General features: G+C 56.7%; 30 protein-coding genes and 1 other annotated feature. Of the genes, 23 read left to right on the forward strand and 7 right to left on the reverse strand.

Annotation, left to right across the window (positions count from 1 at the left end; all coding sequences use genetic code 11):
• Window positions 1–177: 177 nt before the first annotated feature.
• The 3 genes from rbcL to E3E27_RS10120 all read left to right on the forward strand — a co-directional run bounded on the left by rbcL (window position 178) and on the right by E3E27_RS10120 (window position 2,867).
• Entirely contained in the window at window positions 178–1,512 is a 1,335-nt protein-coding gene (gene rbcL / locus E3E27_RS10110) for a type III ribulose-bisphosphate carboxylase (protein ID WP_167774472.1), read from the forward strand.
• Between the two features lie 98 nt (window positions 1,513–1,610).
• Entirely contained in the window at window positions 1,611–2,192 is a 582-nt protein-coding gene (locus E3E27_RS10115; protein WP_167774511.1) for a thymidine kinase, read from the forward strand.
• A 78-nt stretch (window positions 2,193–2,270) separates the two neighbouring features.
• Window positions 2,271–2,867 carry an ArsR family transcriptional regulator gene (locus E3E27_RS10120; RefSeq protein ID WP_014789320.1) on the forward strand — a complete coding sequence of 199 codons (597 nt, stop codon included), beginning with the start codon at window positions 2,271–2,273 and terminating at the stop codon, window positions 2,865–2,867.
• Window positions 2,868–2,903: 36 nt separating this feature from the next.
• Here E3E27_RS10120 and E3E27_RS10125 read toward each other — a convergent pair whose 3' ends face one another.
• Window positions 2,904–3,107 (reverse strand): 30S ribosomal protein S17e, encoded by a 204-nt coding sequence (locus E3E27_RS10125; RefSeq protein ID WP_014789321.1) that lies wholly within the window; start codon window positions 3,105–3,107, stop codon window positions 2,904–2,906.
• A 376-nt stretch (window positions 3,108–3,483) separates the two neighbouring features.
• Between E3E27_RS10125 and E3E27_RS10130 the strand changes: the two genes are divergently transcribed.
• The 4 genes from E3E27_RS10130 to E3E27_RS10145 all read left to right on the forward strand — a co-directional run bounded on the left by E3E27_RS10130 (window position 3,484) and on the right by E3E27_RS10145 (window position 6,171).
• Window positions 3,484–3,909 carry a DUF371 domain-containing protein gene (locus tag E3E27_RS10130; RefSeq protein ID WP_167774473.1) on the forward strand — a complete coding sequence of 142 codons (426 nt, stop codon included), beginning with the start codon at window positions 3,484–3,486 and terminating at the stop codon, window positions 3,907–3,909.
• Window positions 3,910–3,945: 36 nt separating this feature from the next.
• Window positions 3,946–4,614 (forward strand): TIGR00703 family protein, encoded by a 669-nt coding sequence (locus tag E3E27_RS10135; protein ID WP_167774474.1) that lies wholly within the window; start codon window positions 3,946–3,948, stop codon window positions 4,612–4,614.
• Between the two features lie 524 nt (window positions 4,615–5,138).
• Window positions 5,139–5,807: a SprT family zinc-dependent metalloprotease gene (locus tag E3E27_RS10140; protein ID WP_167774512.1), complete on the forward strand. Its 669-nt coding sequence runs from the start codon at window positions 5,139–5,141 to the stop codon at window positions 5,805–5,807.
• On the forward strand, window positions 5,785–6,171 hold the full coding sequence (locus tag E3E27_RS10145; protein WP_167774475.1) for an NfeD family protein: 387 nt from the start codon (window positions 5,785–5,787) through the stop codon (window positions 6,169–6,171). The genes E3E27_RS10140 and E3E27_RS10145 overlap by 23 nt, the downstream gene beginning before the upstream one ends.
• Here E3E27_RS10145 and E3E27_RS10150 read toward each other — a convergent pair.
• A complete protein-coding gene (locus E3E27_RS10150; protein ID WP_237266234.1) occupies window positions 6,143–6,586 on the reverse strand; it encodes a hypothetical protein in 444 nt (147 codons plus the stop codon). The genes E3E27_RS10145 and E3E27_RS10150 overlap by 29 nt on opposite strands.
• Window positions 6,587–6,645: 59 nt before the next feature.
• Here E3E27_RS10150 and E3E27_RS10155 point away from each other — a divergent pair, with 59 nt between their 5' ends.
• Window positions 6,646–7,071, forward strand: a complete 426-nt coding sequence (locus E3E27_RS10155) for a CoA-binding protein (protein ID WP_167774476.1) — start codon at window positions 6,646–6,648, stop codon at window positions 7,069–7,071.
• On the opposite strand, the gene E3E27_RS10160 is transcribed toward E3E27_RS10155, so the two are convergent.
• On the reverse strand, window positions 7,068–8,168 hold the full coding sequence (locus E3E27_RS10160; RefSeq protein WP_167774477.1) for a TRM11 family methyltransferase: 1,101 nt from the start codon (window positions 8,166–8,168) through the stop codon (window positions 7,068–7,070). The two genes, E3E27_RS10155 and E3E27_RS10160, sit on opposite strands and share 4 nt — an antisense overlap.
• Before the next feature lie 115 nt (window positions 8,169–8,283).
• Here E3E27_RS10160 and E3E27_RS10165 point away from each other — a divergent pair, with 115 nt between their 5' ends.
• From E3E27_RS10165 to E3E27_RS10175, 3 genes are read left to right on the forward strand one after another with little or no spacing between them, the layout of a single operon-like run.
• Window positions 8,284–9,567, forward strand: a complete 1,284-nt coding sequence (locus tag E3E27_RS10165) for a prenyltransferase (protein WP_167774478.1) — start codon at window positions 8,284–8,286, stop codon at window positions 9,565–9,567.
• Window positions 9,546–9,833: a hypothetical protein gene (locus E3E27_RS10170; protein WP_014789335.1), complete on the forward strand. Its 288-nt coding sequence runs from the start codon at window positions 9,546–9,548 to the stop codon at window positions 9,831–9,833. The genes E3E27_RS10165 and E3E27_RS10170 overlap by 22 nt, the downstream gene beginning before the upstream one ends.
• A 5-nt stretch (window positions 9,834–9,838) precedes the next feature.
• Complete coding sequence (locus E3E27_RS10175) at window positions 9,839–10,261, forward strand: secondary thiamine-phosphate synthase enzyme YjbQ (RefSeq protein ID WP_167774513.1); 423 nt, start codon at window positions 9,839–9,841, stop codon at window positions 10,259–10,261.
• Here E3E27_RS10175 and E3E27_RS10180 read toward each other — a convergent pair whose 3' ends face one another.
• The gene (locus E3E27_RS10180; protein ID WP_014789337.1) at window positions 10,262–10,819 is read right to left on the reverse strand and encodes an Era-like GTP-binding protein; all 558 of its coding nucleotides are present in this window, start codon (window positions 10,817–10,819) and stop codon (window positions 10,262–10,264) included.
• Between the two features lie 49 nt (window positions 10,820–10,868).
• On the opposite strand from E3E27_RS10180, the gene E3E27_RS10185 reads away from it, so the two are divergent.
• The 10 genes from E3E27_RS10185 to E3E27_RS10230 all read left to right on the forward strand — a co-directional run bounded on the left by E3E27_RS10185 (window position 10,869) and on the right by E3E27_RS10230 (window position 20,679).
• Window positions 10,869–11,183 (forward strand): GTP-binding protein, encoded by a 315-nt coding sequence (locus E3E27_RS10185; RefSeq protein ID WP_014789338.1) that lies wholly within the window; start codon window positions 10,869–10,871, stop codon window positions 11,181–11,183.
• A gap of 3 nt (window positions 11,184–11,186) precedes the next feature.
• Window positions 11,187–11,750 (forward strand): HD family hydrolase, encoded by a 564-nt coding sequence (locus E3E27_RS10190; protein WP_167774479.1) that lies wholly within the window; start codon window positions 11,187–11,189, stop codon window positions 11,748–11,750.
• Between the two features lie 60 nt (window positions 11,751–11,810).
• Window positions 11,811–12,848, forward strand: a complete 1,038-nt coding sequence (gene wtpA / locus E3E27_RS10195) for a tungstate ABC transporter substrate-binding protein WtpA (protein ID WP_167774514.1) — start codon at window positions 11,811–11,813, stop codon at window positions 12,846–12,848.
• A 39-nt stretch (window positions 12,849–12,887) separates the two neighbouring features.
• Window positions 12,888–13,634, forward strand: coding sequence for a tungstate ABC transporter permease WtpB (gene wtpB, locus E3E27_RS10200; protein ID WP_167774480.1), 747 nt, complete (start codon window positions 12,888–12,890; stop codon window positions 13,632–13,634).
• Entirely contained in the window at window positions 13,627–14,661 is a 1,035-nt protein-coding gene (gene wtpC / locus E3E27_RS10205) for a tungstate ABC transporter ATP-binding protein WtpC (RefSeq protein WP_167774481.1), read from the forward strand. The genes wtpB and wtpC overlap by 8 nt, the downstream gene beginning before the upstream one ends.
• Window positions 14,662–14,873: 212 nt before the next feature.
• Complete coding sequence (locus E3E27_RS10210) at window positions 14,874–15,842, forward strand: AAA family ATPase (protein WP_371731592.1); 969 nt, start codon at window positions 14,874–14,876, stop codon at window positions 15,840–15,842.
• Window positions 15,839–17,740 (forward strand): DUF4129 domain-containing protein, encoded by a 1,902-nt coding sequence (locus E3E27_RS10215; RefSeq protein ID WP_167774483.1) that lies wholly within the window; start codon window positions 15,839–15,841, stop codon window positions 17,738–17,740. The genes E3E27_RS10210 and E3E27_RS10215 overlap by 4 nt, the downstream gene beginning before the upstream one ends.
• A complete protein-coding gene (locus E3E27_RS10220; protein WP_167774484.1) occupies window positions 17,737–18,570 on the forward strand; it encodes a hypothetical protein in 834 nt (277 codons plus the stop codon). The genes E3E27_RS10215 and E3E27_RS10220 overlap by 4 nt, the downstream gene beginning before the upstream one ends.
• Window positions 18,558–19,814, forward strand: coding sequence for a DUF58 domain-containing protein (locus E3E27_RS10225; RefSeq protein WP_167774485.1), 1,257 nt, complete (start codon window positions 18,558–18,560; stop codon window positions 19,812–19,814). Before E3E27_RS10220 ends, E3E27_RS10225 begins: the two co-directional genes overlap by 13 nt.
• Window positions 19,804–20,679, forward strand: coding sequence for a hypothetical protein (locus E3E27_RS10230; protein WP_167774486.1), 876 nt, complete (start codon window positions 19,804–19,806; stop codon window positions 20,677–20,679). Before E3E27_RS10225 ends, E3E27_RS10230 begins: the two co-directional genes overlap by 11 nt.
• A 2-nt stretch (window positions 20,680–20,681) precedes the next feature.
• Here E3E27_RS10230 and E3E27_RS10235 read toward each other — a convergent pair whose 3' ends face one another.
• A complete protein-coding gene (locus E3E27_RS10235) occupies window positions 20,682–21,947 on the reverse strand; it encodes an adenosylhomocysteinase (RefSeq protein WP_167774515.1) in 1,266 nt (421 codons plus the stop codon).
• A 53-nt stretch (window positions 21,948–22,000) separates the two neighbouring features.
• On the opposite strand from E3E27_RS10235, the gene E3E27_RS10240 reads away from it, so the two are divergent.
• Both E3E27_RS10240 and E3E27_RS10245 read left to right on the forward strand, forming a co-directional pair.
• A complete protein-coding gene (locus E3E27_RS10240) occupies window positions 22,001–22,576 on the forward strand; it encodes a cyclase family protein (protein ID WP_167774516.1) in 576 nt (191 codons plus the stop codon).
• Window positions 22,577–22,799: 223 nt separating this feature from the next.
• On the forward strand, window positions 22,800–23,957 hold the full coding sequence (locus tag E3E27_RS10245; RefSeq protein WP_014789355.1) for a cell wall-binding repeat-containing protein: 1,158 nt from the start codon (window positions 22,800–22,802) through the stop codon (window positions 23,955–23,957).
• Between the two features lie 58 nt (window positions 23,958–24,015).
• Here E3E27_RS10245 and E3E27_RS10250 read toward each other — a convergent pair whose 3' ends face one another.
• Together E3E27_RS10250 and E3E27_RS10255 are read right to left on the reverse strand one after the other, a co-directional pair.
• The gene (locus E3E27_RS10250; protein WP_167774487.1) at window positions 24,016–24,378 is read right to left on the reverse strand and encodes a ribonuclease P protein component 4; all 363 of its coding nucleotides are present in this window, start codon (window positions 24,376–24,378) and stop codon (window positions 24,016–24,018) included.
• 4 nt (window positions 24,379–24,382) lie between these two features.
• A complete protein-coding gene (locus tag E3E27_RS10255; protein ID WP_167774488.1) occupies window positions 24,383–25,903 on the reverse strand; it encodes a hypothetical protein in 1,521 nt (506 codons plus the stop codon).
• A gap of 55 nt (window positions 25,904–25,958) precedes the next feature.
• Window positions 25,959–26,046: a sequence feature (5S ribosomal RNA rRNA prediction is too short), on the forward strand.

Consider the following 26,046-nt stretch of genomic DNA (forward strand, 5'->3'; position numbering starts at 1 on the left):
AATCGCTGATTATTACCATATGTGGCCCGGGATTTCCCAAACAGGTGCGGCGGTTTGGAACGCGGAGGAAGAGAAAACATCTCAGATGTTCTTAAGGAAGCATCGATGTCCCAAGAATGAACCACAGCATTTTTATAGGGATTGATGCAATCCAAAATTTACCAAGGAGGTGGAAGCATGGTGGAGAAGTTCGACAGGATATACGACTACTATGTGGACAAGGGCTACGAGCCCAACAGGAAGAGGGACATAATAGCCGTGTTCCGCATAACCCCCGCTGAGGGATACTCTATAGAGGCAGTGGCCGGTGGTGTCGCCGCCGAGAGCTCGACCGGAACCTGGACGACCCTCTACAACTGGTACGAAGAGGAGCGCTGGGCAGACCTCTCGGCTAAAGCCTTCGACTTCCACGACATGGGCGACGGAAGCTGGATAGTCAAGATCGCCTATCCCTTCCACGCCTTCGAGGAGGCCAACCTTCCCGGACTTCTCGCGAGCATAGCTGGGAACGTCTTCGGAATGAAGCGCGCCAAGGCCCTGCGCCTTGAGGACCTCTACTTCCCGGAGAAGCTCATCAGGGAGTTCAGCGGGCCGGCCTTCGGTATCGAGGGCGTCAGGAAGATGCTCGACATCAAGGACAGGCCCATCTACGGCGTTGTTCCAAAGCCCAAGGTCGGCTATTCGCCTGAGGAGTTCGAGAAGCTCGCCTACGACCTGCTCTCCAACGGTGCCGACTACATGAAGGACGACGAGAACCTCACCAGCCCCTGGTACAACCGCTTTGAGGAGAGGGCCGAGATCATCGCGAGGATAATTGACAGGGTTGAGAACGAGACCGGCGAGAAGAAGACCTGGTTCGCGAACATAACCGCCAACCTCCCCGAGATGGAAGAGAGGATCGAGATTCTAGCGGACCTTGGCCTCAAGCACGCCATGGTTGACGTCGTCATAACCGGCTGGGGAGCGCTGCAGTACATTAGGGACCTCGCGGCCGACTACGGGCTGGCCATTCACGGCCACAGGGCGATGCACGCGGCCTTCACGAGGAACCCCTACCACGGCATCTCGATGTTCGTCTTGGCGAAGCTTTACAGGCTCATAGGCATTGACCAGCTCCACGTCGGAACCGCCGGAGCCGGCAAGCTCGAGGGCGGAAAGTGGGACGTCATCCAGAACGCGAGGGTCCTCAGGGAGGAAACCTACAGGCCGGACGAGGGCGATGTCTTCCACCTCGAGCAGAAGTTCTACGGCATAAAGGCGGCGTTCCCGACCAGCTCCGGTGGACTCCACCCAGGAAACCTGCCGATAGTCTTTGATGCTCTTGGAACGGACATAGTTATACAGCTCGGCGGTGGAACACTCGGCCACCCGGACGGGCCGGCCGCGGGAGCGAGGGCAATAAGGCAGGCAATAGACGCCTATATGCAGGGAATCCCGCTCGACGAGTATGCGAAGAGCCACAAAGAGCTCGCCAGGGCTCTGGAGAAGTGGGGCCACGTTACCCCGGTCTGACAGCTTTGACGGCTTTTCTTCTCCATTTTTGTCTTCCGTTCAACTTTTCGGCCGGAGGAGATTTAACGCCAGGGGGCGTTCTTTTCTTGGTGAGAATCATGGTTCACCCAGGGGGATTCATGGAGGTAATCACCGGTCCAATGTTCGCTGGAAAAACAACCGAGCTGATAAAGCGCATCGAGAGGCAGGTGTTTGCGAAGAGAAAGGCGGCACTCTTCAAGCCGGCAATCGACAACAGGTATTCTGAAGACGAGGTCGTTGCCCACAACGGTCTCCGCTACGAGGCCTTCGTGATGCCGACAGATGAGGGAGGAGTGAAGCGCATCGTCGAAATAACGAAAAGGGAGGGCTACGAGGTAATAGGCATTGATGAGGTGCAGTTCTTCCCCATGAGCATTGTCGAGGCCCTTGAAAGGCTCGCTGATGAGGGTGTCTACGTCATAGCAAGCGGACTCAACCTGGACTTTAAGGCTGAGCCTTTCCCGGTCACGAAGGAGCTTCTCGTGAGGGCCGATAACATAGTTTACCTGACCGCGGTTTGCACCGTCTGTGGAAAGCCGGCAACGAGGAGTCAGCGCCTCATAGACGGTAAGCCTGCCCCGAGGGACTCGCCGGTAATACTCGTCGGCGGAAGCGAGAGCTACGAAGCCAGATGCAGGGGGCATCACTTCGTTCCCTAATTTCTTCCAGCTTTCCAACTCACCGAAAAGCTTAAAGTAATCTTTTCTTACATCAGGTTAGGGAAAGGGGGTGAGAGCATGGAGTCAAATAAGAACATGGGAAAGCTACTCGACATACTCGGGAACGAGACGCGGAGAAGGATACTTATCCTGCTCACCAAGAGGCCCTACTTCGTGAGTGAGCTCAGCCAAGAGCTGGGAGTGGGTCAAAAGGCCGTTCTGGAACACCTCAGGATACTTGAGAGCGCAGGCCTCATCGAGGGCAGGACCGAGAAGATACCCCGCGGCAGGCCAAGGAAGTACTACACCATAAAGCGCGGTTTCAGAATGGAGGTTCTCTTAACCCCGTACACCTTTGGCACGGAGATGTACGAGCCAAAGGCCCCCCGCCAGACCAGGGAGTACGCCCAGGCGAGGGCGCTTATAAAGTCCACCGAGCCTGCAGAGTCAAAGATAGACGAGCTTTTGACGTTTCTGGCCGAGATACAGGGCAGGATAGAGGAGATAATCAGAATGAAGCAGGAGCTAGAGGAGGTTCGCCTCCTTACTGAGACCTACATCGAGAACCTCCTTCGCAGGATAGCGCAGGAGAACGAGAGGGAGTTCGAGAGGCTCATGAAGCAGTTCGGCCCGAGACTGCCGAGGAAGATACTGGAAGACCTCAACGACTTTTAGGAGGAGGCGAGAGAATAAAACCCGGGAAAAGGGCGATTAAAGCATCTTGCCCTCTTCCTTCATTCTCACGAGCCTGGTTATGTAGCCCGCTATCCTGTTCCTGATGGTCTTGCTGGTGACGTTGGTGAGCTCCTCCACCTTCTTCTTGTTGTGCTCGAAGTCCCTGGTGAACTCGTTCGGGTAGCGGTCGAACAGTTCACGGGCGGTTCTCTTGATGAAAGTCTGCTTGATGTTCCCCATCATCAATCCCCCCATTAGCCTGACTCTGACAACCGTAACCCAAATCATGATAGCCCTTTTAAAGGTTTTCCCACGGTGGGGGTAGAAAGGCTCATCTTTTTCCCATTAGCCGTCTAACTATGTTCTCGTTTGTCCGCCGCGGATAGACGAGTCCTAGTGAGTCAATCCTGATTAGTCTGACCTCCTCCCCGTCCTGAAGGGCGAGGCTTTCAAAAGAAAAATGTAAAACCCGCGTGGATTCTAACAGCGCCCTTCAGAAGATTTCTCAGGGGGATCTTCGCCATATTACTACCTCCAGGCGTTCAGCTAATATGGGGGTGGATTCATTTTATAAGCGTTTCGGGACTTTTATAAGGCCCCTCGAGAACCCTTTTCCATGCTGAGAGAAGTCATCAGATGCCGCGGTCACGAGAACGTTAAAGCCACCCACAGATCGACACTGGAGTTCACCAAGGAGGACTACCTCACGCCGAGGGGTGACTGCATACTCTGTATCGAAGCTGATAAGGGGATAAACGACCTAAGGGAGGAATTCAAGGCTGCCCTGAGGGCGGGGAGGAGGCTTCGTATAAGGATAAAGGTCGGTGGTCTGGTAGATGAAGTGCTGGCCGAGGGGAGTCCGCGACTTATCCTCGACCACGGGTACTCAATGGTTATTCGGAAAAGCGACTACGTGGACGCCAGAACCCTGGCTATAAGGGCCAACAAGGCCGCCAGGGACATCGACAGGCGTATCGTTGAGCTTCTCAAGAACCCCGAGACGATCGCCGAGATCGAGCTGGTCATAGATGAAAAAGCTTAAAAGGCCCGACTCTTTTTATTTACTTGAGGTGAAAAAATGCTTGAGGGGTACTACATAGTTGAGAACACCGGGATTGTCCCCGCTGAGAGGCGCTTCAGGTTCAAGGACCTCAAGGCCTGGGGCTACGACCTGCACCTCGGAACGATAGACGGAAAGGAGGCCTACTTCGTATCAAAAGCCGGAACTAGGGAAGAGGGAGAGACCTACACCGAGAACGGCAGGGAGTACCACATCAGCGAGACCAAGAGGGAGATACCGAAGAACGCCCAGCTGCTGGCCAGGATAGTCATCGAACGCGGTCAGCCCTACCTGGAGTTCTGGCTTGATACTGAAGAAACCAGCTACCCGCTGGCAAAGGAGGACCCGAGGTTAATACTCCACCGCTTCTGGAGCGAGAAGAAGTTCAACCAGCTCGAGAAGCACGTGGTCAGCGTCGGCCTGACGACCGACTTCTACAAAAACCGCGTTGAGACACTGAGCGTTCCCCTGCCGTTCGAAGAGTACCCGCCGAAGGTCAGAAGGGTCCTCAGGGAGGTCCGGGACGTTCACCGCGATCTCACAGGCTTCGGGAGGTTCATCTTCCAGTACTACGGCCAGGAAAAGAAGACCCACAACTACCGCCTCTGGTGGCTCCTCCCGACGATACACCTATTCGACGTTGAGGTCTCGAACGAGGTGGACAAGATCCTCGCTATGCTCGACTGATTTTTAAGCCCTTTTTCCAATTCTTGCGCATGAATCCCTGGAAGTTGCCCTCGAACTAATGCGAACTGTCGGAATCCCCTCCGTGATGGTCGAGGCTTTCAAAAGAAAAATGTACTGTCCCACGCGAGCAGGAAACCTATCTGGTGTGCTCTTTTGCTTCTCCTGAAAATCCCTACCCTCTTTCCGTGGTGCCTAATGGCCACTTTGGTGTCCCGGGCATCGATCCCAGGACGTCAAGCAGAAGTACCTGTTTTGGTCTCGCTGATTGCGCTCTGGGCGAGCCACGCCGTTCTTACACCTGGGGTCTCACCGGCCATCTTGGCTGGAATTGCACTGGTTGCCACTCTCCTCGAAAGTCTACCGCTCCTTCAGCCTACGATGAGTTCACGGTACCCTTCTCCACGGCATTCCTGCTCCAGCCTACGGAGGAACTCTGCTCTCCCACCTGGTAGGTCATGATACAAGGCTTTTTGACCCGAAGGTTCATAAAGACCTTTTCGGTTTCTCAATCTAAGGTGAACCGGGTGAACCTGGAAGTTCGCCGCCGGCCGGTCAAGTACGCCAGGCTCGAGGTTAGGCCGGACGGAACGGTTGTGGTTACCGCCCCGGAGGGCTTCGACGTTGATGGCTTCGTCGAGCGGCACCGGAGCTGGCTCGAGGGCAAGCTGGCCGAGATCGAGGGCCTCAGGAAGGTAGCTCGGTCAGGCTTTCCAATCAACGGCGAGTTTTACCGGGTCATTCACGGGAGAAGGCCGAAGGTTCACGGGCAGTTCGGGACGGTGGTTCTCTCCCCGAACCCCTACGATGTGGTGGATTATCTCCGGAGACTCCTGCGGAGGGAGCTTCTGCCCATTGTGGATTTCTACGCCGGCAGAATGGGCGTCGAGCCGGGGAAGGTTTATATCAGGCACCAGAAGAGCAGGTGGGGGAGCTGCTCCCCTCGGGGAAACCTCAGCTTCAACGTCCGTCTCGCCGCGGTTCCACCGGAGCTCAGGGAGTACGTTGTGGTTCACGAGCTCGCCCACATGAGACATATGAACCACTCGAAGGCCTTTTGGGGGCTTGTTGGAGAGTTTTACCCGGAGTACCGGGCTGCGAGAAAGGAACTGAAGCGCTGGTGGACGATTCTTGAGCTGAACCCCTACTGGAAGTGGCTGACAGGTGCCGCGTATGAAAGCCGAAAGGGGTCTTAAGCTGATCGCACTGATGGCCGATGAGATAATAGTCGGCGTCTTCCTCTTTTTGGTGCTTCCTCAGGCGGGGGTGGAAATTCCCCTTTGGATAAGCGCCCCCCTGATGGTCGTTCTCCTGGTTAAAGACTTCCTCATAGCGCCTTACGTCCTCGGGGGAGGGCTTGAGAAGAGACCGTCGGCGGGCCCCGAGAGCCTCGTGGGCAGGGAAGCAGTCGTCGTCGAGGAGTTAAAGCCCGAGGGAATCGTCAAGCTCGACGGTGAGCTGTGGAGGGCCGAATGCGTGAACGGGAAAGCCAGAACCGGCGAGAAAGTTGTGGTTGTGGAAGTGAGGGGCACTAAGGTTCTCGTGGAACGCCAAGGGTAGCGAGAACCCTCGCGACTTCCTCTGGATTGTTGGTGGTGAACGAGACCGTCCAGCCCCTTTTCTGATGTATTGTCACGCAGCCTTTGGCCGGAAGGTTGAAGTGTATCCTCCCGTAGCAGGAGGCCCAGCCCTCACCTGCCTTGAAGCTCGCCATGTTCTCGATGGGAACCGTTTTCCTCACCAGGAGTCCCAGGACTCCTCTTATCCTCAGCTCGCGCTCGTCTATCTCGATTCTAATCGCCATAGCATCGAGGAGTATGATCAGGGTTCCGGCGGTCGCGGCTGCCATTATCCAGAGTCCCTCCCCGGCCCGATACGTCGCGTAGAGGCCGGCGAGCATAGAGACTATCGGAACGAGCATGAAAACCTGAAGCCCTCTGCTCGTCAGGGTCTCCTCGTAAAGCAACCTTCCCACCGATGGAACTTCTCCGCTATCCCTTTAAAGCTTGGCTCAGAACCTTTTTCGGTGGTACCATGGTCAGGATAATGCCGGTTGATAGGCTGAGCGATGAGGAAATCCACGAGATTTTGACGAAGTACCGGAAGATCGCCCTCGTTGGAGCATCGCCGAAGCCCGAAAGGGATTCCAACGAAGTGATGCGTTATCTTCTTGAACACGGCTACGAAGTCTATCCGGTTAATCCCCGCTACTCGGAGGTTCTTGGCCGGAAGTGCTACCCGAGCGTTCTGGATATCCCCGATGACGTTGAGATAGTGGACCTCTTCGTGAGGCCCGAGTTTACAATGGACTACGTGGAGCAGGCAATAAAGAAGGGGGCGAAGGTGGTGTGGTTCCAGTTTGGGACGTACGACCGGGAAGCGTTCAAAAAGGCCAAGGAAGCCGGATTAAGGGCTGTGGCCCACCGCTGCATAAAGCAGGAGCACGCGAGGCTCCTTTAGCCCCTGTACCTCAGCACGTGAATGTCCCTGATTACACGGTGCCTCTCCTCGTAGTCGGTGTACCTTCCAATGACTTCGAAGCCAAGCTTGCCCAGCCATTTTCTCTCCTTTCTGTACATTCCCCCGTCCTTCAGCCGGTACGCTGGGAAGACGAAGACTACTTTTCCGTTCCTCTTGAGGACCTCGCCAAAGCTCTCGAAAACCGAGAAGTAGAGCCTGTCCAGCTCGTTGGCGAGCCTTATCGCCTCCCCCCTGCTCGGGTTCACCTTTAGTGGCTTCCCGAGGTACGGCTCCGTAACTATCGCGTCGAACCTCTGCCTGAAACAGCGCTTTAGCTTCCTCGCGTCGCAGACCTCAATGTGGGCCGAATTTTTGATGCGGAACTCCTTCCTCAGCCAGGCGAGGTTTCTCTTTGCTTCGCGTATCCTCTCGGGATCGCGGTCGCTCCCGTAAGCTGAAAGCCCCTGGAGGACGAACTCCTGGAGAATCGTCCCTATCCCACAGAAGGGGTCGAGGAACGAACCTTTTCTCACCTCGGTCAGGTTCACCATTATCCTCGCGAGCCTTGGAGGAATCGAAAGGATAGGCCTCTGGACGGGCCTCTCAACGTCGAGCTTCTTCAGCTCAAACGGGTTGGTGACCTTGACCGTCTCGCCCACTAGGAAGCTCCCATCTTCTCTAAAGATGAAGACGAAGTCCTTTGTCTCGGGAAAACCCTTGAGGATAAGCTCTGCGGGCATGGAGTAAACCTTGGCAGGCTTGAAGAACTTGGAGGGGCCCTCAACCTTGAATTCTCTTTTTATCTCACTTCCCAGCTTCCTCCAGAGCTTCCAGTCGTTTCTTCCATAGAGGCTGACGGTGAAGAGCTTGGTGTATTCGAGATTCTTGATCGCTTCCTCTCCCTCGCCGACTATTCTCACGAGCTTGAGGGAGCCGCCGAGCCGGTTGAAGTATCTTTCCACTCCACTTGGTGACTCGAATAACAACCAGTAACGACTGGATTCAATTGGCCTAACCTTAATGTCGAATCTCCTGGCGAATGAATAAAATTCTGCCTCGCTGAGGGCCGGATTCTTACCGAATATGACCGCGTACATACCGCGCTCTTCGAGAGAACCCTTAAAAAAGTTCCGAGGGTTAGGTTAATAAGAGCTGGTAATGTAGTATATGGTAAGGTGTGTAAAATCCACAATCCTGCGGGGGATATGCAGTATGATTGTCAAGGAAGTCCTCGCTTCCGTTGAGGTGATTCCTGATCCTTACATAAAATCCGTGACCTACGCTAAAATAGGCGAGCGGCTGGTGAAGGCGAGGGATAGAAACTACAAGACAGCTTTTCTCAAGGCCCTTGAGACGGCCAAGGAAATAGAGGATCCGGTCAAGATGTTCCGCGCCCTCCTTTCGGTTGGATACTCCCTTCACAGGGCGGGACTTAAGTCCTCCAAGAGGATATATCAGGGGGTTCTCGAGGACTCCCGCATTCTTCCGCCTCCCCAGCGCGACGTTATAATGGCGACCGCCGCGCGCTACATGCTGGCCCTTGGGGAGATAGGCGAGGCCATAACCTACGCCCTGGAGATAGAGGATGTAAAGCTCCGCGATGACGTTCTTCTCGAGATAATCCGTGCAAACACGCGCATGATAGAGAAGGAGCAGCTCAAGGTTGCTTATCGCCTGAGGAAGAGCAAGCTTGCCCTTGAGTACATAGAGGAGGAGCCCCACCGCTCAAAGGCGCTCCTTGAGATCATAAAAGCCTACATAGCACTGGGGAGCTACGAGAACGGCATATCTCTGATAAGGTCAATAGGTGTCAAGGAGTGGGCCAGACAGGCCTTCAAGGAGGTGTCCTTCTACCTAAAGGAGAGGGACGTTCTCGGCCACTACATAGATTCCTTGGAGGCCGTCGCTCAGGAACTGATCGAAAAGTTTGGGGAGGAGTTCACCGAGGACTTGGCCCTGGCCTTTGCCCTCAGCGGAGAGGGAGTTCCGGCGATCGAGCTGATACGGGGCCGTGAGAACGGCGAGGAAGTAATGACCAGGATAGCCCTTGAGCTCCTCGAGAGGGACCACGATGTCCTGCCGGCGTTTATATCGGCCCTCAACGAGCGCGAGGCCGAGATAGTTGGAAGGGCCGTGATGAACAGGATCCTCGAGAAGCCCGAGCTGGGCAACTGGGAGATAATCAAGGCCATAGGCAAGAGCACCCCCAGCGAGGAGATATGGGCCAAGATAGCCAGGTACTACGTCATAATGGGTGAGCTTGAGGGGGCTATGAAGATAGGTAGCATTCTTCGCGACACCCGCCTCCGTTCGGTCGTGATGGCTGACGTTGCCCACCACTTCCTCAAGAAGGGCGACGTTGAAAGGGCCATCGATGCTGCTCTCGAGGTTAGGGAGCCGAAGTTCTCATCGCTCCTGATATCCGAAATACTCGTCAAGGCCCTTGAGCAGGAGCTTCCAAGGAGGGTTGAGCAGTGGAAAGGCTCAAGGCGCTGAGGAAGAGGAACGGCAGTCGGGTGGATTTCATAGCCGATATGGTATCCCTTCTCCTCACGGACAAGGAGCTTTACTCCGACGAGGTGCTCTTCAGGGACGCCGTTGAGGAGATCTACTCCACCCTCCGCGAGGAGATAGTGAAGAGCAACCGCAAGGATCTGATGGACGCCTACGAGGCGGCCGTGCTGTTGAAGGCTGTCGTTTCGGGCAGGGTCAAGGGTGCAGAGGAGCTGCTGATGGAGATACGGAAGAACCTTCCCGGGTGATGTGGGTGCTCTTTGAGGTTGATGTTCCGACGAAGGAGCGGTTCGAGATAATCGACATAACCGATGAGGTTCAGCGCATCGTGTACCGCTCCCGCGTTAAGCATGGCATCGTCGTTGTGTTTACCGGGCATACCACAACGGGCCTGCTCATAAACGAGGCTGAGAAAGGCCTCCTCGGGGACATCAAGGCCAAGATGGAGGATCTCGTTCCCAAAGGCGCCGGCTACGCCCACGACACCATTGACCGCAACGCCCACTCCCACCTGAGGGCCGGCCTCTTCCTCAATCCGGAGGTTGTGGTTCCCATAGATCAGGCCGAGCTCCAGCTCGGGACGTGGCAGAGGATACTCTTCGTCGAGCTCGACGGTCCGAGGCACAGAAAGGTTCGGGTCATGGTATGCCCGTGCCCCGAGTTCCTGGAGGAGTAGTCAGACGTACTGGGCGTAATAGGCCAGCCTCTCGAGCAGGTCGTTGAACCCCTCGTATGTGACCAGCGATAGCGGTATCGCTTCTTGTTCGAGGCGCTTCTTTATGACCTCCCTGATTTCTTCGACCCGCTCCCTGGGGACGAGGTCTATCTTGTTGATGACGACTATTATGGGCTTATCATACCGGAACTTGAGCATGTGATGGAGCTTTTCCATTCCCCTGTGGAGGCCAACGGTGGCATCGACCATGTGAATGATCACGTCCGCGGAGACTATCTCGTTCAGGATTTCTCTGAACCTCTCTTCGCTCAGCACCTTTCCCCTCAGCTCCCTCTGCGGGTCGAAGAGGCCCGCGGTGTCTATGAGGACGAACTCGTCGGCGCCGCCGAGCGGGTTCTTCATGCTCTTCGGTATCTTGAGCTTGCCGAAGCGCCTCCTTATGATCCCCTTCGTGGTTCCCGGCAGGTTCTCCACCTCTGAAACTTTGCCACCTATGAGGGCGTTCATGAGCGTTGATTTGCCGACGTTCTCGGCACCGATAATCGCAACCTTTATCATACCCTCACCCCACACCTACTTTCAGGGTCGGTCTATAAAGGTGATGAGCATGCCCAAGAGGGTCAAACTCGGTCACCATTACTATTACATCGTCACGGTCGATGAGCTGAATTCCGGGGCCTTCAGGGGCAAGAACATCGTCATTGAGGGAGAGATAGAGGACAAGCCCCTTGTCGAGTTCCTCCCCATGGAGCTTCCTGGTTACAGGACAACCTTTAAGGTTTCCGGTATACGTGTTGAGTTCTCTGGGAGTCCATGCATTGGGGCCGGCGACAGGGTGAAGGTCTACGGCAGGTTTCTCGGTGACTGCATAATGGCGAGCGCCATCGAGACCGAGAGGGCGGTGTTCACGACGGAGGAATGAAAAATGCCGCTCTTGGACCTCCTTCTTGAAGCGGGCAATCTGAAGAGACTGCCGAGAACCGGCTGGCTCCTCAGGGGAGTCCCGAATCCCGAGAGCATAGCCGACCACAGCTACCGCGTTGCCCTTATCACGCTCTTCCTGGCCGACGAGCTTAAGGTGAAGGGCGTCGATGTGAACGTTGAGAGGGCCCTGAAAATGGCCCTCCTCCACGACCTGGCCGAGGCCAGGATTACGGATATACCCCTGACGGCGCAGTACTACATCGACAAGGGAAAAGCCGAGAAGAAGGCTGCGATGGAGCTGTTCATAAAGACGCCGAAGCCGGGGGAGTACTTCAGGCTCTGGAGGGAATACGAGGAAGAACTCAGCCTCGAGGGCCGGCTCGTCAAGTTCGCCGACAAGCTGGAGATGCTGATCCAGGCCTACGAGTACGAGAGGGCCGGCTTCTCTAATCTAGACGAGTTCTGGGGTGCCCTTGATTCCCTCCGCGAGAGCGAGTTTTATGAGCATTTTCGGGAGCTGGTGGAGGGGCTCGTGGCCTTGAGAAAACAGAATCGTTTACGTTAATCCTTTTGTTTACTCAAAACGTTTAAATACACGCTTCTGTCCCTCTTATCGGTGGTTCCAATGAGGTGGAAGGGCATTGCACTTATGGCTCTCCTCGTGCTCTCCGTTGTCGCCGCCGGTTGTATAAACGGCTCCGGAAACTCCGAGCTAAAAGAAACTACCCTCATAGTCTTCCACGCCGGCTCGCTGAGTGTCCCCTTCCAGCAGCTGGAGGAGGAGTTTGCCAAATACGCGGAGGAGAACCTCGGCTACAAGGTGACCTTCCAGGACGAGGCGAGTGGGAGCGTCATGGCTGTGAGGAAGGTCACCGACCTGGGCAAGAAGGCCGATATAGTGGCGGTTGCAGACTACACCCTCATTCCCCAGCTTATGATGCCGAACTTTACTGACTTCTACGCCATCTTCGCCACCAACGAGATTGTCATAGCCTTCACGGAGCACAGCAAGTACGCCGACGAGATGAAGGCTCACCCGGATAGGTGGTACGAGATACTCGCGAGGGACGACGTTTCCTTCGGCTTCAGCGACCCGAACCAGGACCCCTGCGGTTACAGGAGCGTCATGGTCATGAAGCTGGCCGATTACTACTACGACAAACCGATATTCGAGACCCTGGTCGAGAGGAACACCAACATCTACGCCAACGGTTCTATGGTAATTGCCCCCAAGGATATCCAGATAAAGAACGACAGGGTCGTCATCAGGCCAAAGGAGACCGATTTGACTGCCCTCGTTGAGAGCGGAAGCCTCGACTACTACTTCATTTACAAGAGCGTTGCCGAGCAGCACAACCTCAGCTACATAACCCTTCCGGACGAGATAAACCTCAGGGACTTCAAGATGGCCGACTACTACGGCAAGGTCAGCATCTACATCGGCTCCACCGGGAAGACCATCACGGCCAAGCCCATAGTCTACGGCGTGACCGTTCCGAAGGACGCGCCCAACAGGGAGCTGGCTATGGAGTTCCTCAAGTACCTCCTCGGCGAGAACGGGAAGAGAATCTTCCAGGAGAACCACCAGGACTTCATCTGGCCGCCGGTTGCCTTCGGCAGCGTCCCGGACGAGATAAAGCCCCTCGTCAAGGTGGAGGGGTGAGGTTTTTATTTCCCTCTTTCCAATTTCAAGGGGATTGCGATGGGAAGGGATTATACCCTCTACTTCTTCGCTGCCCTGGGGAGCTTCCTCATAGTTTACATAGCCCTCCCGCTGGTCGTCATACTGGTCAAGCAGGCCGCTGACCTGGAGATGCTCGTCAAGACCCTCCACGACTCCTACGTAATCGAGGCCCTCATCAACTCCCTCACAACAGCGACTGCAACCGCGCTTATAGCACTCCTCTTCGGCGTTCCCCTCGGCTACGTTCTGGCGAGGAAGGAGTTCCCTGGAAAGAGCCTCGTGCAGGCCATCGTGGACGTGCCCATAGTCATTCCCCATTCCGTCGTTGGAATAATGCTCCTCGTTACCTTTTCGAGCGCGATTCTCGACAGCTACACCGGCATAATAGCCGCGATGCTCTTCGTCTCGGCACCCTTTGCCATAAACGCCGCGCGCGACGGTTTTCTGGCGGTCGATGAGGAGCTGGAATACGTAGCCAGAACCCTGGGCGCCTCGAGGCTAAGGGCCTTCTTCTCAGTGGCCCTTCGGATAGCCTTCCCTTCGATAGCGAGCGGTGCGATAATGACGTGGGCGAGAGCCATAAGCGAGGTCGGTGCTATACTCATAGTCGCCTACTACCCCAAGACGGCCCAGGTGCTCGTCATGGAGTACTTCAACAACTACGGCCTGAGGGCGTCGAGGCCGATTTCCGTGATTCTAATCGTGATGAGCCTCACAGTTTTCGTTATCTTGCGCTGGCTCGTGGGGAGGAAGGCCAATGCTTGAGGTTAAGGGAGTCTCCAAGGACTGGAAGGAGTTCCGGCTGAGGGAGATAAGCTTTGACGTGAGCGAGGGAGAGCACTTCATAATCCTCGGCCCGAGCGGAGCAGGGAAGACGGTGCTCCTTGAGATAATAGCGGGCATAATCGAGCCTGACTCGGGCAGGGTTTTCCTGGACGGTGAGGACATAACCGACCTGCCTCCCGAGAGAAGGGGCCTGGCCTACATTCCCCAGAACTACGCGCTGTTTCCTCACATGAGCGTCTTTGACAACATAGCCTTTGGCCTGAGGCTGAGGAAGACGCCAAGGGCCGAGATTGAGAAAAGGGTAAGGGAAATCGCGGGGGTTCTTGGCATTGAGCATCTCCTCCACCGCAGGCCAAAAACACTGAGCGGTGGGGAGCAGCAACGCGTGGCGATAGCGAGGGCCCTCGTCATCGAACCGCCGCTCGTTCTGATGGACGAGCCCTTCGCGAACCTCGACGTCCAGACGAGGGCGAAGCTCATAGGCGAGATGAAGCGCTGGAGAAGGGAGCTGGGCTTCACCGCTCTGCACGTCACCCACTCCTTCGAGGAGGCCATAAGCCTGGGTGACCGCGTTGGCGTGATGCTCGACGGAAGGCTCGTCCAGGTCGGCCCGGTCAGGGAGGTCTTCTCAAGGCCGGCGAGCGAAGAAGTTGCACGCTTCCTCGGCTTCGAGAACATCATCGAGGGAACCGCGGAGGGGAGGATTCTCAAAAGCAACGGGGTCGAGATCGAGCTTCCCGTCGAGACCAGGGGCAGGGTCCGCGTTGGCTTGAGGCCCGAGGATATAATCCTCTCCCTCGAGCCTATAAAAACCTCCGCCCGAAACGAATTCGCGGCCGTGGTTGAGTCGGTTGAGGAGCTCGGCCCCCTCGTCAGGGTTCACCTGGCGGTGGGCGGGCTTTACCTCAGAGCCTTCATAACTCGCTCCTCGATGCTTGAGATGGGAATAACCAAGGGAAAGAAGGTTTACGTCAGCTTTAAAGCCAGCGCCCTCCATGTATTTTAGGGGTGAAAAATATGGTACCGAATCCACCGGAGGACTGCGATTGCTACAGTTGCATAGTGCTCGACCGCTGTGCGAGTAGGGAGTGCCTGCTCTGGTGCATGGAGTTCTGGGACGGCGATGACCTGTAGTGACCCCCGGCCATCGCAAGGCTTTTAAACTCCCCTCTTTTTAATGTTGGTAGTAATGACTTACTGCTGGTGGGACGTACCATGATGGTGGTTGAGGAGTTCGGTGCCATCACCGAGGAGATTATGGAGGCCATATCGAGGGTTTTTATTGGTAACGAGGTCGTCGTCAGGAAGACTCTGGCTGCCGCGCTTGTGAATGGGAATGTCCTCTTCGAGGATTACCCCGGACTGGGGAAGACGCTTTTAGCCAAAGCCTTCGCCAAGACTCTAGGATTGAACTACAAGCGCGTCCAATTCACTCCAGACTTACTCCCTGCCGACATTCTCGGAACCAAAGTCTGGCGCCAAAACCAGGGGACCTTTGAACTCATTAAAGGCCCAATCTTCACGAACGTCCTTCTCGCAGACGAGATAAACCGCGCACCTCCAAAAACCCAATCCGCCCTCCTGGAAGCCATGGAGGAGCGACAGGTGACGATTGAGGGCGAAACCTTCCCGCTTGAGAAGCCCTTCTTCGTCATTGCAACCCAGAATCCGATTGAGTTTGAGGGGACTTACCCATTGCCCGAGGCTCAGTTGGATCGTTTTCTGCTCCGCTTGCGTGTGGGTTATCCGAAGCGTTTGGAGGACGAGGTGGCGATCCTTGAGGCGAGGCTGGAGTGGGGCAAGGACGATCCGACGGTTGATTTGAAGCCAGTCATCGATCGGGAAACCTTCCTTGAGATGCAGGGGCTGGTTGAAAGAAAAATCTTCATCAGCGGTGACTTGTTGAGGTACATAGTCGAACTCGTCAGGAATGCCCGTGCCGACGGTCGTGTGGAGGCCGGCCCGAGTCCCAGGGGCGCGATAGCGCTGATGAAAGTCGCCAAGGCGAATGCTTTACTTAAGGGCAGGGACTTCGTGCTCCCCGACGACATCAAGGACTTCGCCCTAGACGTTCTGGCGCATAGGATTGTCATCAAGCCTGAGTACGCCTTTGAGGGGGTGAGTGGAGAGGAGGTCGTCAGGGAGGCCCTCAAGAAAACCCCCGTGCCCAAGGGCGAGGAAAAATGAAGGGGGAACGCGCCGCGCTTCTCCTCCTCACAATGGTGTTTCTGGCTACCCTCACGCTCGGCTACTCCACGCTCCCCTATGCGGGCCCAGAGGGAGGCCTGACCAGGAGTCTGTTAGATGCACTGTTCTCAGACAGGCCGGGTGAGGAGGGCCGTCCCTCCTCTGGGGGCGTCTTCTCTTTCAGGGCCGGCTTTCCGAACTCGGACTTTACCTTTAAGCCCTCCAACATACACGTCGATTGCCCTGTGGCGGTTCTCCCGGACGACCCGATGCTAGTCTGCACAGATGGGCCTGCCAAGAGTCTGCCGGTCCTTCCGAACCGCGAGCCTGAAAACATGGTGGTCTGGTACGACGGCGTCTACTACGTGCCCAGGGTGTACTCTCAGAGGGGAGTTACCATGCTCAAGGGGATCAACCCCGCTCCCTTTACCGTTGATACTGACAGGCCCCTCGTCCTGATGACCTACCTGCGGAGCGCAAGTCTGGAGTTCAGGGAAAACTCCCCCGGCGGGACAGTTAGCGTTTTCAGTGCGCTCCCGGTCGAGGAGGAGTCGGTGGAGGAGGAAAATGGGTACAGGATTCACAGGTACAGCCTGGGTCCAGTGGACAGGTCGATGAGGCCAGGATATTACCCCTTTTTCGTCACGGTCAATTCCACGAACGGGACGGTGGCGCTCCTGATGTGGGTGGCACTGCTCGAAAAACCCATCGTTGAGATAACGGACTATCCCGCGGTTGTGGGGGGAGACGGTTCGATCTGGGTCACCGTCAGGGGGACCGTCCGGTATCCCGATGGAAGCCCCGTTGATGGTGGGGTCGTCTGGATAACCCTGAACGAGACCAAGGGAAAAGCGGGAATTTTCCTGGGCCAGAGCACCGTCAGGAACGGCAGGTTCGAGGTCAAGGGCTTCATAGGGCCGGGACAGCCGCCGGGCAGCTATCACGTCATCGCCTACTACCGGGGTTACATGGCTTACCCCTCGAACAGCGATCCCCTTATGGTGATCAGGCGAAAACCCGAGGTGTCGGCGAGGCTTGAAAACGGAACTCTGAGGCTCAGTCTCTACTGGAGGGACGTCCCCCTCGCCAACGAGGCCGTAACCCTGTCCGTGGGTTCCGAGGTTCTCACGCTGAAAACCGACGACGAGGGCTACGTGACCCTCAACCTGACCCAGGAGAACGTAACCTCCATCAGAGTTATGTACGGTGGAAGCGCCTACTACCTCCCAATCAACGAGACCGTTCAGCTCGCTGTTGGGGACGGGCCCTCTACCAAGGCGGAAGGTCCATCTCTCCTTGAAAGGCTCCTTGGGCTTTTGAAGGCCTTCGCCGGAATCTTTAGGGTGCTGTTCCCGCTGTTGGCAGTCATCGCTATCGCCGGTGCAGGATACAGCGTCTACTCGAAGAAACGGGCCGAGCTGAGGCTCGTTCCACAGCTTAAGCTGTCAGTGGGGAGAGTGGAGTTCTTGAAGCCCTCGCGCAGGGTGTTTCTTCCGGGTGAGGCGGTTAAGGTTTCCCTCTCTGACGAGGCGGAGCTGTTCCTCGACGGCGAATCGCTGGGATTCGGAAGGGAGTTCACGCTGGAGCTTGGAGAGGGCCGCCACGTCCTTTCCGCTGGAGGTCAGGAGATCGAGCTGTACGTCCTCCCCCCGAGGGAGGCGGTGATTAAGGCCTACGAGCTTCACTTCCTTCCGTTCGCTTCCTCCAACGGCGTTCCGGAGAGACCTATGACGCCCATTGAGATCGAGCACCTGCTTGAGGAGAGGGGTCTCGACGGAAAACCTCTGCGCGGGATCACCCGGGTCTTCGTCAGGGCAAGGTACTCGGAACACCCGGTTGGGAAGGACGATTTCATCGCTCTCCTCGAGGAGTTGAGGGAACTGGGGGTGGTTGAATGACTAAACTTAGAATAAGCGACGAACTCAGGAGCTTCGCGAGTAACATGTTCACCTGGAGCGTCTTGGGGTTCATGTCCATGGACTTTCATACTGGCCTGCTCTTCGGTGCCGGTGCGGCAGTTGCCGGAACGGCAAAATACGTCGAGAGGTACAGGGATCTACTGGCCAGGAGTCTTGGTTTTGCCATAATGTCGCTTGCGATTTTCCTGTTCCGCTCCGACTCGTGGTTCCGGCTCTTTGCGGTGTCGTTCCTTGCCTGGGTGGCCATCGTTTACCTCATCGCCTACGTTCTCCGCGTCCGGTACGAAAACGACTTTCTCGAGAGGAACTTCCTTGGGGTTACGGCCGTTGGGGCGATATCATCGTTTATGCTCGCCTATCCCTCCAGAGGTTCCTCGTTCGTGCTCGTTTCATACCTCTTCACCTCCCTGGCCGTGCTTTATCTGGTATACCTTGTCTCGAGCTACGTCTCCTCGAAGAGAACTGGCAGAAGGGAGATGGGCCTACTGCCCCTACCCGACCTGGAGCCAAGGAAGGACACCTACTCCAGGGACCTGGGGCGGGTAGTGAGGGCGTTCGTCGAGAAGGGTGACCGGGCGCCTCTGCTGGTGTTCATCATAAGGAACTCCCCGAAGAGACTTTACGATTCCCACCTTGAGGAGATAATACGGCCCGTTGCCAATTACCGGGAATCCCCCGTTTCCCCTCTGGCACCTCCCTGGCTGGTTGAAAAGAAGGCAGAGGAAGAGAAGGAAAGGAGGGCCCTGCTGGTTCAGGAGCTGGTCAAGAGGCTCGAAGCCCACGGGGGGATCGGGAAATGGAACGGCTGACGTGGCTGGTTCTGCTCACCCTGGCCCCGTTCTCGCTGGCAATCCTAACGGGCGTCGTCGGGCTGGCCTACGCCAGCTTTATCCCAGCGTCGGTTCTTGTTTACGGCATTCTCTCGGAACCTCCCTCCGGCATCGTCGTCGAGAGGGACGTTGGGAGCAGAAAGCTGGCTGTGGGGGGGACGGCGGAAGTTAGGGTTCGCCTAGTGGTCGAGGGAGGTTCCGGCTTCGTGTTCATTGGAGACGTCACCTCGCCCGGGCTGGAGGTGGTGGGAAAGAACAGGCACGTCTTCTTCAAGAAGCCCGGGAAAAGGCTGGTCGTGGAGTACAGCTATAAGATCCACCCCCTAAAAAAGGGTTCCCACTCCCTTTCGCCGGTTGAGGTAATAGGGCGGGACTTTCTGGGGATAAAGGACGGAACCTACGTTCTGGCCGGGGAGGAGGTGGAGATCGAGGCTTATCCCAGGGTTGGCGGGATTCGGAGGCTGATTCTTTCAAAGCTCCGGACCAGGGAGAGGAGGGCCTCGAACCACGTGGCACCTCTGGGGCCGACTTCGACGGACTTCAGGGAGATAAGGGAGTACCGGCCTGGGGATTCTCTCAGGACGATAAACTGGAAAGCAACCGCGCGGCTTGGGAAGGTTCTCGTCAATGAGTACGAGCCCGAAGGACGCGCCACCGTGATGGTTTACCTGGACACGACGGAGAGTACGGCGGTTGGAAGCGCTTTCCATGGCTCTCTTGAAAGCTCCTTGGGTCTCGTTATGTCCCTCGTGAGCCTTCTCCTCAGAAACGACTTCAAGGTGGGCCTCTATCTCGTGGGCTCCCGGAGGATTATCACGCCGAGAAGCGGGGTTCAGGCGGTATCAACGTTCGCCCGGGCCGTGCTGTCCGCTGGCCCGTCGGTCCACCACGAGGAATCGCTTCCCCTTGCGGTTGAGCGCTCCAGAACCTCGGTGAGGGGAGGGGTGGCGGTGGCTGTTCTCGTGACCAATCTGACCCCCTACAACCTTGATGATGTCAAAAACGCCATCGAGAGGCTCAGGACCGCGTTCGACTGTAGGGTAGTGGTGGTGGACGTTAATCCGTACGGGCAGTTTGGAGACGTTCCGCTCGCGCTCTCTGCCCTCCACAAGGAAGGACTCTCCGAGGGCCTAAAGGCATCGGTGGTTCACTGGAATCCACTGGGGGAGGACGTTGGAGTGGCTGTGAAAAAGGTCGTGGGGGGTGTTTTCAGTGCGCTTTGAGCTTTCGCTCCGCCGTGTTGAGTACCTCCTGGTGGCGGTCTCTTCCCTTCCCTTGGCGTGGCTGTTCTCCCACCGAACGGGGGGTTTCCTGGTATCTGCTTACCTTCACGAGCTCATCGGGGTTTGGATTCCCCCGTTTCCTCTCCTGCTTCTGGTCTCTGCTCTTCTTTCCCTGGGCCTTTACCTGTTCGCGGAGAGCGCTCTGAAGACCGTTGGAATTCAGTTCGCCCTGTACCTCCTCCCCTCCCTCTACGGACTTCCAGTGGGACTGCTCACAGGGTACACGCTGGGAGGAGTTCTCTACATCACCGTCCTGCTGATTGTCAGTCACATTGACTGGATAACTCAGGAAAGCGAGACGGCATTACGCGCCGGAATATCTCGGGAAGAGCTTGAATCCTCCGCGTTATCTGCCATTAAGGAAGCTCTCTTTCCGGTTCCCCTCGGCGCGGGCTACCTTTTCCTGGTCCTCCGCTGGAGCTCCTGGGCAGAATTGCCCGAAAGGGCCTTCCCTTTCTATCTCCTCACACCGTTCCTGCTGGGTGCGGCGGTTGCGGTGGCCTCTTCGTTCTCCCGGGCCAAGGGGGAGAAGCTGGAAGATGCCTCCGAAACGTTTCTCGTGCTGAGGACGTACATGACGGCGGGCGATTCTTTCACCGTCGAGTACCTCGGCAGGGACGAGAGGGGGATTACGCTTGGTTTGATGGGTGGTTCACCGGTAAAAAGGCCCGTTCTGCTCAGGCTTGGCTGGGAGGAGGGCGTTCCTGCGGTGGTGGTGCTTAGATCCCCCTGGGAGACTCGGATTCTCACGAAGGAAAAAGAGTGGGTGGAGGGGGGCAAGAGATACGTTCTCTTTATGGCCTAAGATCAAGTTCCGTGCTCCCAGCTCTCAAGGTACTTCCTCTGCTCCTCCGTGAGCTCCTCAATCCTTATTCCCATCGCTCTCAGCTTGATTCTCGCCACCATTTCGTCGATCTCCCTTGGAAGGACGTAAACCTTTGGCTCAAGCTTTTCGTGATTCTCCTTTATGTATTCTGCCGCTTTCGCCTGCAGGGCGAAGCTCATGTCCATTATCTCCGCCGGGTGGCCGTCGGCCGCGGCGAGGTTCACCAGCCTGCCCTCCGCTAGGAGGTACAGCCTCCTTCCATCTGCCAGCTTGTACTCGGTGATGTTGGGCCTTGGCTCGCTTATCTCAACGGCTAGTGCCTCTAGGTCCGGCTTCCATATCTCCACGTCGAAGTGGCCCGCGTTAGCCATTATAACGCCGTCCTTCATCAGCTCGAAGTGCTCCCTGCGAATACACTTTATGTTGCCCGTTGATGTAACGAAGATGTCGCCTATCTTAGCGGCCTCCTTCATGTCCATGACGAGGAACCCGTCCATTCTCGCTTCTAACGCTCTAATCGGGTCGACCTCCACAACTATGACCGTCGCTCCCAGTCCCCGGGCGCGCATCGCTATGCCCCTTCCGCACCAGCCGTAGCCGACAACGACGACGTTCTTGCCTGCCACCAGAAGGTTGGTGGTTCTTATTATTCCGTCCCAGGTCGATTGTCCCGTCCCGTAGCGGTTGTCGAAGAGGTATTTCGTGTAGCTGTCGTTCACCGCTATTATCGGAAACTTCAGCACGCCGTCCCTTTCCATCGCGCGGAGCCTTATGACGCCGGTTGTGGTTTCCTCGCTCGCGCCCCAGATTTCGTCGATAAGCTCCGTCCTTTCCCTGTGGACAACGCTTATCATGTCTGCCCCGTCGTCGATGATGATGTTGGGCCTTATGTCCAGAGCGCGGTGCATGTTCTCGTAGTACTCCTCCCGGCTCTCTCCCCGAATCGCGTAGACCTTCACCCCTGCCTTTGCCAGAGCCGCGACGACGTCGTCCTGCGTTGACAGCGGATTGCTCGCCGCTGCTGAAACCTCTGCACCGCCCGCTTTCAGGGTTAGGAGCAGAAAAGCGGTCTTCATCTCAAGGTGTAGCGTGGTCGCTATCCTTATCCCTTTGAATGGCTTCTTCTCCTCGAAATCGGCCCTTATATGCTGAAGGACCGGCATGAACCTTGACACCCAGTCAATTTTTTTCTCCCCGCTCGGGGCGAGGGAGATGTCCTTGACGCAGTAGTCCTTCGTGCATTCCACGGCCATCACCGCAGGGTTTTTAATCTGGAGGGTTAAAAAGGGTTGGTGTGGCTATGATAATCGATCTCTCCGTCCCAATCTCCGAGGACACGTCCGTCTATCCAGACGACCCGCCGGTGAGCGTCAGGCTCTGGGCGGTCATCGACAGGGACGGCTACTACATGAACGTTCTGAAGATGGGCGAGCACACCGGAACCCACGTCGATGCTCCGGCCCACTTCGTTCCCGACGGCAGAACCATCGACGAGATGCCCCTCGAACGCTTCATGGGGGAGGGTCTCGTTCTGGACGTCAGGAACGGCGATGGAAATGTCAGGCTCGATGAGATACCCGACTCTGGCTACTATGACAGGATCGTCCTGTTCCTGACGGGCGGCAGGGAGCTTTCGCCCGAGGTGGCGCTCTTCCTAGTGGCAGAGGGTGTAAAAGCCGTGGGTACCGACGCGATGAGCATCGGCGATGAGGCCGTCCACAGGATACTCCTGAGTGAAGAGGTCCCCATCTTCGAGAACCTCGTCAACCTTGATTCCCTCATCGGCAGGAGGTTCACCTTCGTGGGTCTCCCCCTGAGAATAGAGGGCGGCTCGGGAAGTCCCGTCCGGGCCGTGGCCATTATAGGACGGGATTGAACGGGGTTTGATGAACTGCCACAGATTCTTCTTTCTTTCCGCGTTTTAACCTCGACGGGCTTTCGTTAAACGCAATTAAACGTTGTAAAACCTTCATTAACGGTTAAAAAATGGAAACCGATTTTCAGAGCTTTTTTCTAAACAATCGCCAACTTAAATTGACGATTTCCTGAAAAAAGCTTAAATAAGGCTTTTCTCATAGGGAGGACCGAGGTGAAGAGCTATGATGGGTAAGAAAGTGGTGGCGGTCCTGTTCGGACTGCTGATGTTGGCGATGCCGTTCACGATCAGCAGCGTCAGTGCTGAGACGAGCGTGACAGTCATACTCGTGAGCGACAACGCGGCCGATAAGGCCATTGCGGAGTACCTCGCCAACGAGACGGGGGCTGTGGTTGTCACGACGACGTGGGGAACTTACGACCCGAACGTTACGGCTGAGATCATGAGCTACGCCCCGGACGAGGTCATCATAATCGGCGGTCCTGAGGCCGTCGTGGAGGAGTACGTCAGTGACCTTCAGGAGCTGGGGATAACCGTTGAACGCTGGGGCGGCCAGAACAGGTACGAGACCAACATTATGGTGATGGAACAGGCCCAGGTCAGGTTCCAGCTCCAGTTCAACGGAAGCGTTGTCGTTGCCGGCAACGACACCCTCGCCATTCGGAACGCCCTTAGGATAGCCGTTCAGAACGGTGCCATGATAACCTACGTGAACGCCAGCACCAACGTGACCCGCCTGATGGAGAGACTCCAGGTCAGGAACGTGACTTTGATTTCCACCAACGCCTCCGAGACCGTGATGGAACAGGTCAAGAACCAGCTCCGCGCCTGCAACTGCACCTCCAAAGAGGTCAGGGCCAACGTCACCAGGGAGGACGTTCTTATGCTAATGGAGCAGGTGAGGGAGAGGCTGATGGAGATTGAGGCGATAGCGAACGTCACCAACTCCACGGGGCTGATGGAGCAGGTTCGTCTGATGGAGCGGCTCATGGAGACCGCTAACCAGAGTATCCAGGAGGGACGGTACGAAGAAGCCTATGGAACCTTGGTTAAGCTCCAGGCTCAGACGGAATTTGCCCTCAAGATGGCAAACGGTGAGATGAGGGTCGCCATGAAAACCAACCAGAGGCTCGCGCTTGAGGTGGAGATGGAGAAGCTGGAGGCCCAGATAAGGGTGATGGAAAAGGCTGGCATAGACGTGAGCGCCATAAACGCCCTGATGGAGCAGCTCAAGGAGGCCATAAAGAACGGTCAGTACGATGAAGCCAAGGAGATGATGAACCAGATAAAGACTATGCTGCGCGAGGCCTACACCAGCGGCCGAGACGCGATAAGGGCAAACGTGCCGGGCTCACGCGGGCCTGGAAAGTTCGGCCCTTGAGGATTCACGCTGGGCACCACCAACGCCTTCCTAGGCTCAAATCAGGGGCTAAAATAACCTAACGCCCCACCCCCTTTCTTTTCTCCTTCTTCTCCCTCAGGTACGGGTAGCGCATTATGTGACCGCAGTTGAGGCACTTGACCACCACGTGGGGGTACGGCCTGCTCCTGAGCCTGACGCGGGCGTTCTTTCCGGGAACGAGGAACGAGTGGCACCGCCTGCAGTACCGCCTCTTCCACTTCCTCGGCATTCTTATCCTTGCCTTCTGCTGAACCGCTAACGCTATCTCCACGTACCTGTTGGCCAGCTCCGGCTCGTAGGGGAAGGCCCTCTCCGCCAGCGTGAAGAGCGTCTCGATTCTCTCCCGGGCTATTCTCCTCTTTTCCCTCTGCTCCCTCTGCCTGATGAACTTCTTTCCCATTCTATCACCGCACCAGCTTGAGCTTTCCGGGGAACGGCTCGTAAAGGTATCCGGTTTTTATGAACCTCTCCAGCAGTTCAAGGGCGTCCGTCCTGCTGAACCCGCGGCTCACGAGGGTCCGAACGACCTCCTCCGCGGTCATCTCGCCCTCAGTGCTCGTGGCCGCGATGTCGTATATAAGCATGAGCGCCCTCTGTGCCCTGACGTCCCGAGGAACGTACCTCTCGTACTCCCGCTCGAGGGATATTAGGATTTCGGGGTTCTCCTTGATGACGACGGCCCAGTCGTTTATTATGGCCTCGCTTATTCCCACCACTTCCCTGACCACTCGCCTCCCGGGCTCCCCCCGGAACCTGCTCACCGCTCCGAAGAGCCTCGCATCGAGAACGTAGCGGGTTCTGTTGTTGAGGAAACTCGATGGCACGCTCAGAACCTCGAACTCCCTCCCGTACTCCCTCCTTCCCCACTCCCTGAGTTCAATGTACCTCTCCCTGAACTCCCGCATCACCTCGCCCCCAAGGGAAGTAACCTTTGCCCTGTGGAGGAACACGGTGACCAGGAGGTTGGGGAGGAGCTGGCGGAACTCTCTACTCTCCTCGAAGTAAGGCTTCTCCTCCCACGGCACCAGGACGAAGGGTGTCTCCGATATCCTTGCCAGCGCGTCCCGCGGGTTCGGCTCGCGGTTCTCGGGAATTAATCCTATCGACCTCTTGCCCGTCAGGAAGGGTTCCACCCACTTGGGCAGGGCTGAGAGGGCCTTCTTGGTGAGGGGCGTGTAGTACTTCACGTCGCTCCCGTTCGGGTTGCCCAGTCTAAAATCGATTCCCAGGAGCGGATCCTCGGTCTCGATGACCCTCTTCCTGCTCAGCCTCACTTCCCAGGGCAGGCCCTTGTAGAGGTACTTCAGGGCCTTCCACAGGGCCAGGAGGCCCGTTCCTTCCCCGTACCGGTAGACCGTGTACCCAAAGCCCTCCCCCCAGCTCCGCGTCTCCGGTAGGGGGGTGTAGGGCACGCCGAAGAGGGAGTAGATGAGGGCTTTCCTCATGTCATCGCGCAGGTAAACGGTGTTCTCAAACAGCTCCCCCACCTCACGCCCGCTGAGAGCGAACTCGCTGTAGTCCCTCCAGTAGTCCGAGTAGTCTCTTCCCTCTATTTCCTTTGCGTGCACCATTCTGAGGTTGCCCCAGGGATAGGCGTCGGTGATGCCCCTGACCAAGACGTGGCTTCCCGGCCTGACCTCGCCCTTCATCTTGGTCATCTCAGTGGCTCTGATTACCAGGTACGTCCTGAACTCGTTCTTCCCGAGCGACGCGAGCTCCGAGGGCGGAATGGGTGAGAGGAGATAGTAGGCACCGTCGAGCGGGGCGCCTGGCGGTTTCCTCCCGATTAGAAATCCTGCTACCTCAACCTCATCGCCGTTTTTCAAACTTTGTATCCTCTTTTGAAACTCTCTTAGCCTTTTCCCCGGACTGAGCGGTTCTCTCGCTCTCTCCAGCCTCAACAGTTCCAGTATTTCCCCCTCCATCGATGCCCACTTTGACCGTAAACTTTATAAACCCTCCGCGGCAGGTATGTATCGGTACGGCGGTCATAGCGGCGGGGTCACACCCGGTCTCGTTTCGACCCCGGAAGTTAAGCCCGCCAGCGATCCCGGGTGTACTGCCCTCC

Source organism: Thermococcus sp. MV11, assembly GCF_012027285.1.
In the GTDB taxonomy this organism is placed as follows: domain Archaea; phylum Methanobacteriota_B; class Thermococci; order Thermococcales; family Thermococcaceae; genus Thermococcus; species Thermococcus cleftensis.

What these genes read in the sequence shown, in the direction of transcription:
- E3E27_RS10115 (WP_167774511.1), top strand. Translation starts at nt 1,611, where the DNA reads ATGGTTCACCCAGGGGGATTCATGGAGGTAATCACCGGTCCAATGTTC.
- E3E27_RS10245 (WP_014789355.1), top strand. Translation starts at nt 22,800, where the DNA reads ATGATGGGTAAGAAAGTGGTGGCGGTCCTGTTCGGACTGCTGATGTTG.
- E3E27_RS10215 (WP_167774483.1), top strand. Translation starts at nt 15,839, where the DNA reads ATGAAGGGGGAACGCGCCGCGCTTCTCCTCCTCACAATGGTGTTTCTG.
- E3E27_RS10210 (WP_371731592.1), top strand. Translation starts at nt 14,874, where the DNA reads ATGGTGGTTGAGGAGTTCGGTGCCATCACCGAGGAGATTATGGAGGCC.
- E3E27_RS10250 (WP_167774487.1), bottom strand. Translation starts at nt 24,378, where the DNA reads ATGGGAAAGAAGTTCATCAGGCAGAGGGAGCAGAGGGAAAAGAGGAGA.
- E3E27_RS10240 (WP_167774516.1), top strand. Translation starts at nt 22,001, where the DNA reads ATGATAATCGATCTCTCCGTCCCAATCTCCGAGGACACGTCCGTCTAT.
- E3E27_RS10120 (WP_014789320.1), top strand. Translation starts at nt 2,271, where the DNA reads ATGGAGTCAAATAAGAACATGGGAAAGCTACTCGACATACTCGGGAAC.
- E3E27_RS10190 (WP_167774479.1), top strand. Translation starts at nt 11,187, where the DNA reads ATGCCGCTCTTGGACCTCCTTCTTGAAGCGGGCAATCTGAAGAGACTG.
- E3E27_RS10220 (WP_167774484.1), top strand. Translation starts at nt 17,737, where the DNA reads ATGACTAAACTTAGAATAAGCGACGAACTCAGGAGCTTCGCGAGTAAC.
- E3E27_RS10185 (WP_014789338.1), top strand. Translation starts at nt 10,869, where the DNA reads ATGCCCAAGAGGGTCAAACTCGGTCACCATTACTATTACATCGTCACG.
- E3E27_RS10130 (WP_167774473.1), top strand. Translation starts at nt 3,484, where the DNA reads ATGCTGAGAGAAGTCATCAGATGCCGCGGTCACGAGAACGTTAAAGCC.
- E3E27_RS10145 (WP_167774475.1), top strand. Translation starts at nt 5,785, where the DNA reads ATGAAAGCCGAAAGGGGTCTTAAGCTGATCGCACTGATGGCCGATGAG.
- E3E27_RS10125 (WP_014789321.1), bottom strand. Translation starts at nt 3,107, where the DNA reads ATGGGGAACATCAAGCAGACTTTCATCAAGAGAACCGCCCGTGAACTG.
- E3E27_RS10255 (WP_167774488.1), bottom strand. Translation starts at nt 25,903, where the DNA reads ATGGAGGGGGAAATACTGGAACTGTTGAGGCTGGAGAGAGCGAGAGAA.
- wtpA (WP_167774514.1), top strand. Translation starts at nt 11,811, where the DNA reads ATGAGGTGGAAGGGCATTGCACTTATGGCTCTCCTCGTGCTCTCCGTT.
- E3E27_RS10225 (WP_167774485.1), top strand. Translation starts at nt 18,558, where the DNA reads ATGGAACGGCTGACGTGGCTGGTTCTGCTCACCCTGGCCCCGTTCTCG.
- E3E27_RS10160 (WP_167774477.1), bottom strand. Translation starts at nt 8,168, where the DNA reads ATGTACGCGGTCATATTCGGTAAGAATCCGGCCCTCAGCGAGGCAGAA.
- E3E27_RS10165 (WP_167774478.1), top strand. Translation starts at nt 8,284, where the DNA reads ATGATTGTCAAGGAAGTCCTCGCTTCCGTTGAGGTGATTCCTGATCCT.
- E3E27_RS10135 (WP_167774474.1), top strand. Translation starts at nt 3,946, where the DNA reads ATGCTTGAGGGGTACTACATAGTTGAGAACACCGGGATTGTCCCCGCT.
- E3E27_RS10180 (WP_014789337.1), bottom strand. Translation starts at nt 10,819, where the DNA reads ATGATAAAGGTTGCGATTATCGGTGCCGAGAACGTCGGCAAATCAACG.
- wtpC (WP_167774481.1), top strand. Translation starts at nt 13,627, where the DNA reads ATGCTTGAGGTTAAGGGAGTCTCCAAGGACTGGAAGGAGTTCCGGCTG.
- E3E27_RS10155 (WP_167774476.1), top strand. Translation starts at nt 6,646, where the DNA reads ATGGTCAGGATAATGCCGGTTGATAGGCTGAGCGATGAGGAAATCCAC.
- wtpB (WP_167774480.1), top strand. Translation starts at nt 12,888, where the DNA reads ATGGGAAGGGATTATACCCTCTACTTCTTCGCTGCCCTGGGGAGCTTC.
- rbcL (WP_167774472.1), top strand. Translation starts at nt 178, where the DNA reads ATGGTGGAGAAGTTCGACAGGATATACGACTACTATGTGGACAAGGGC.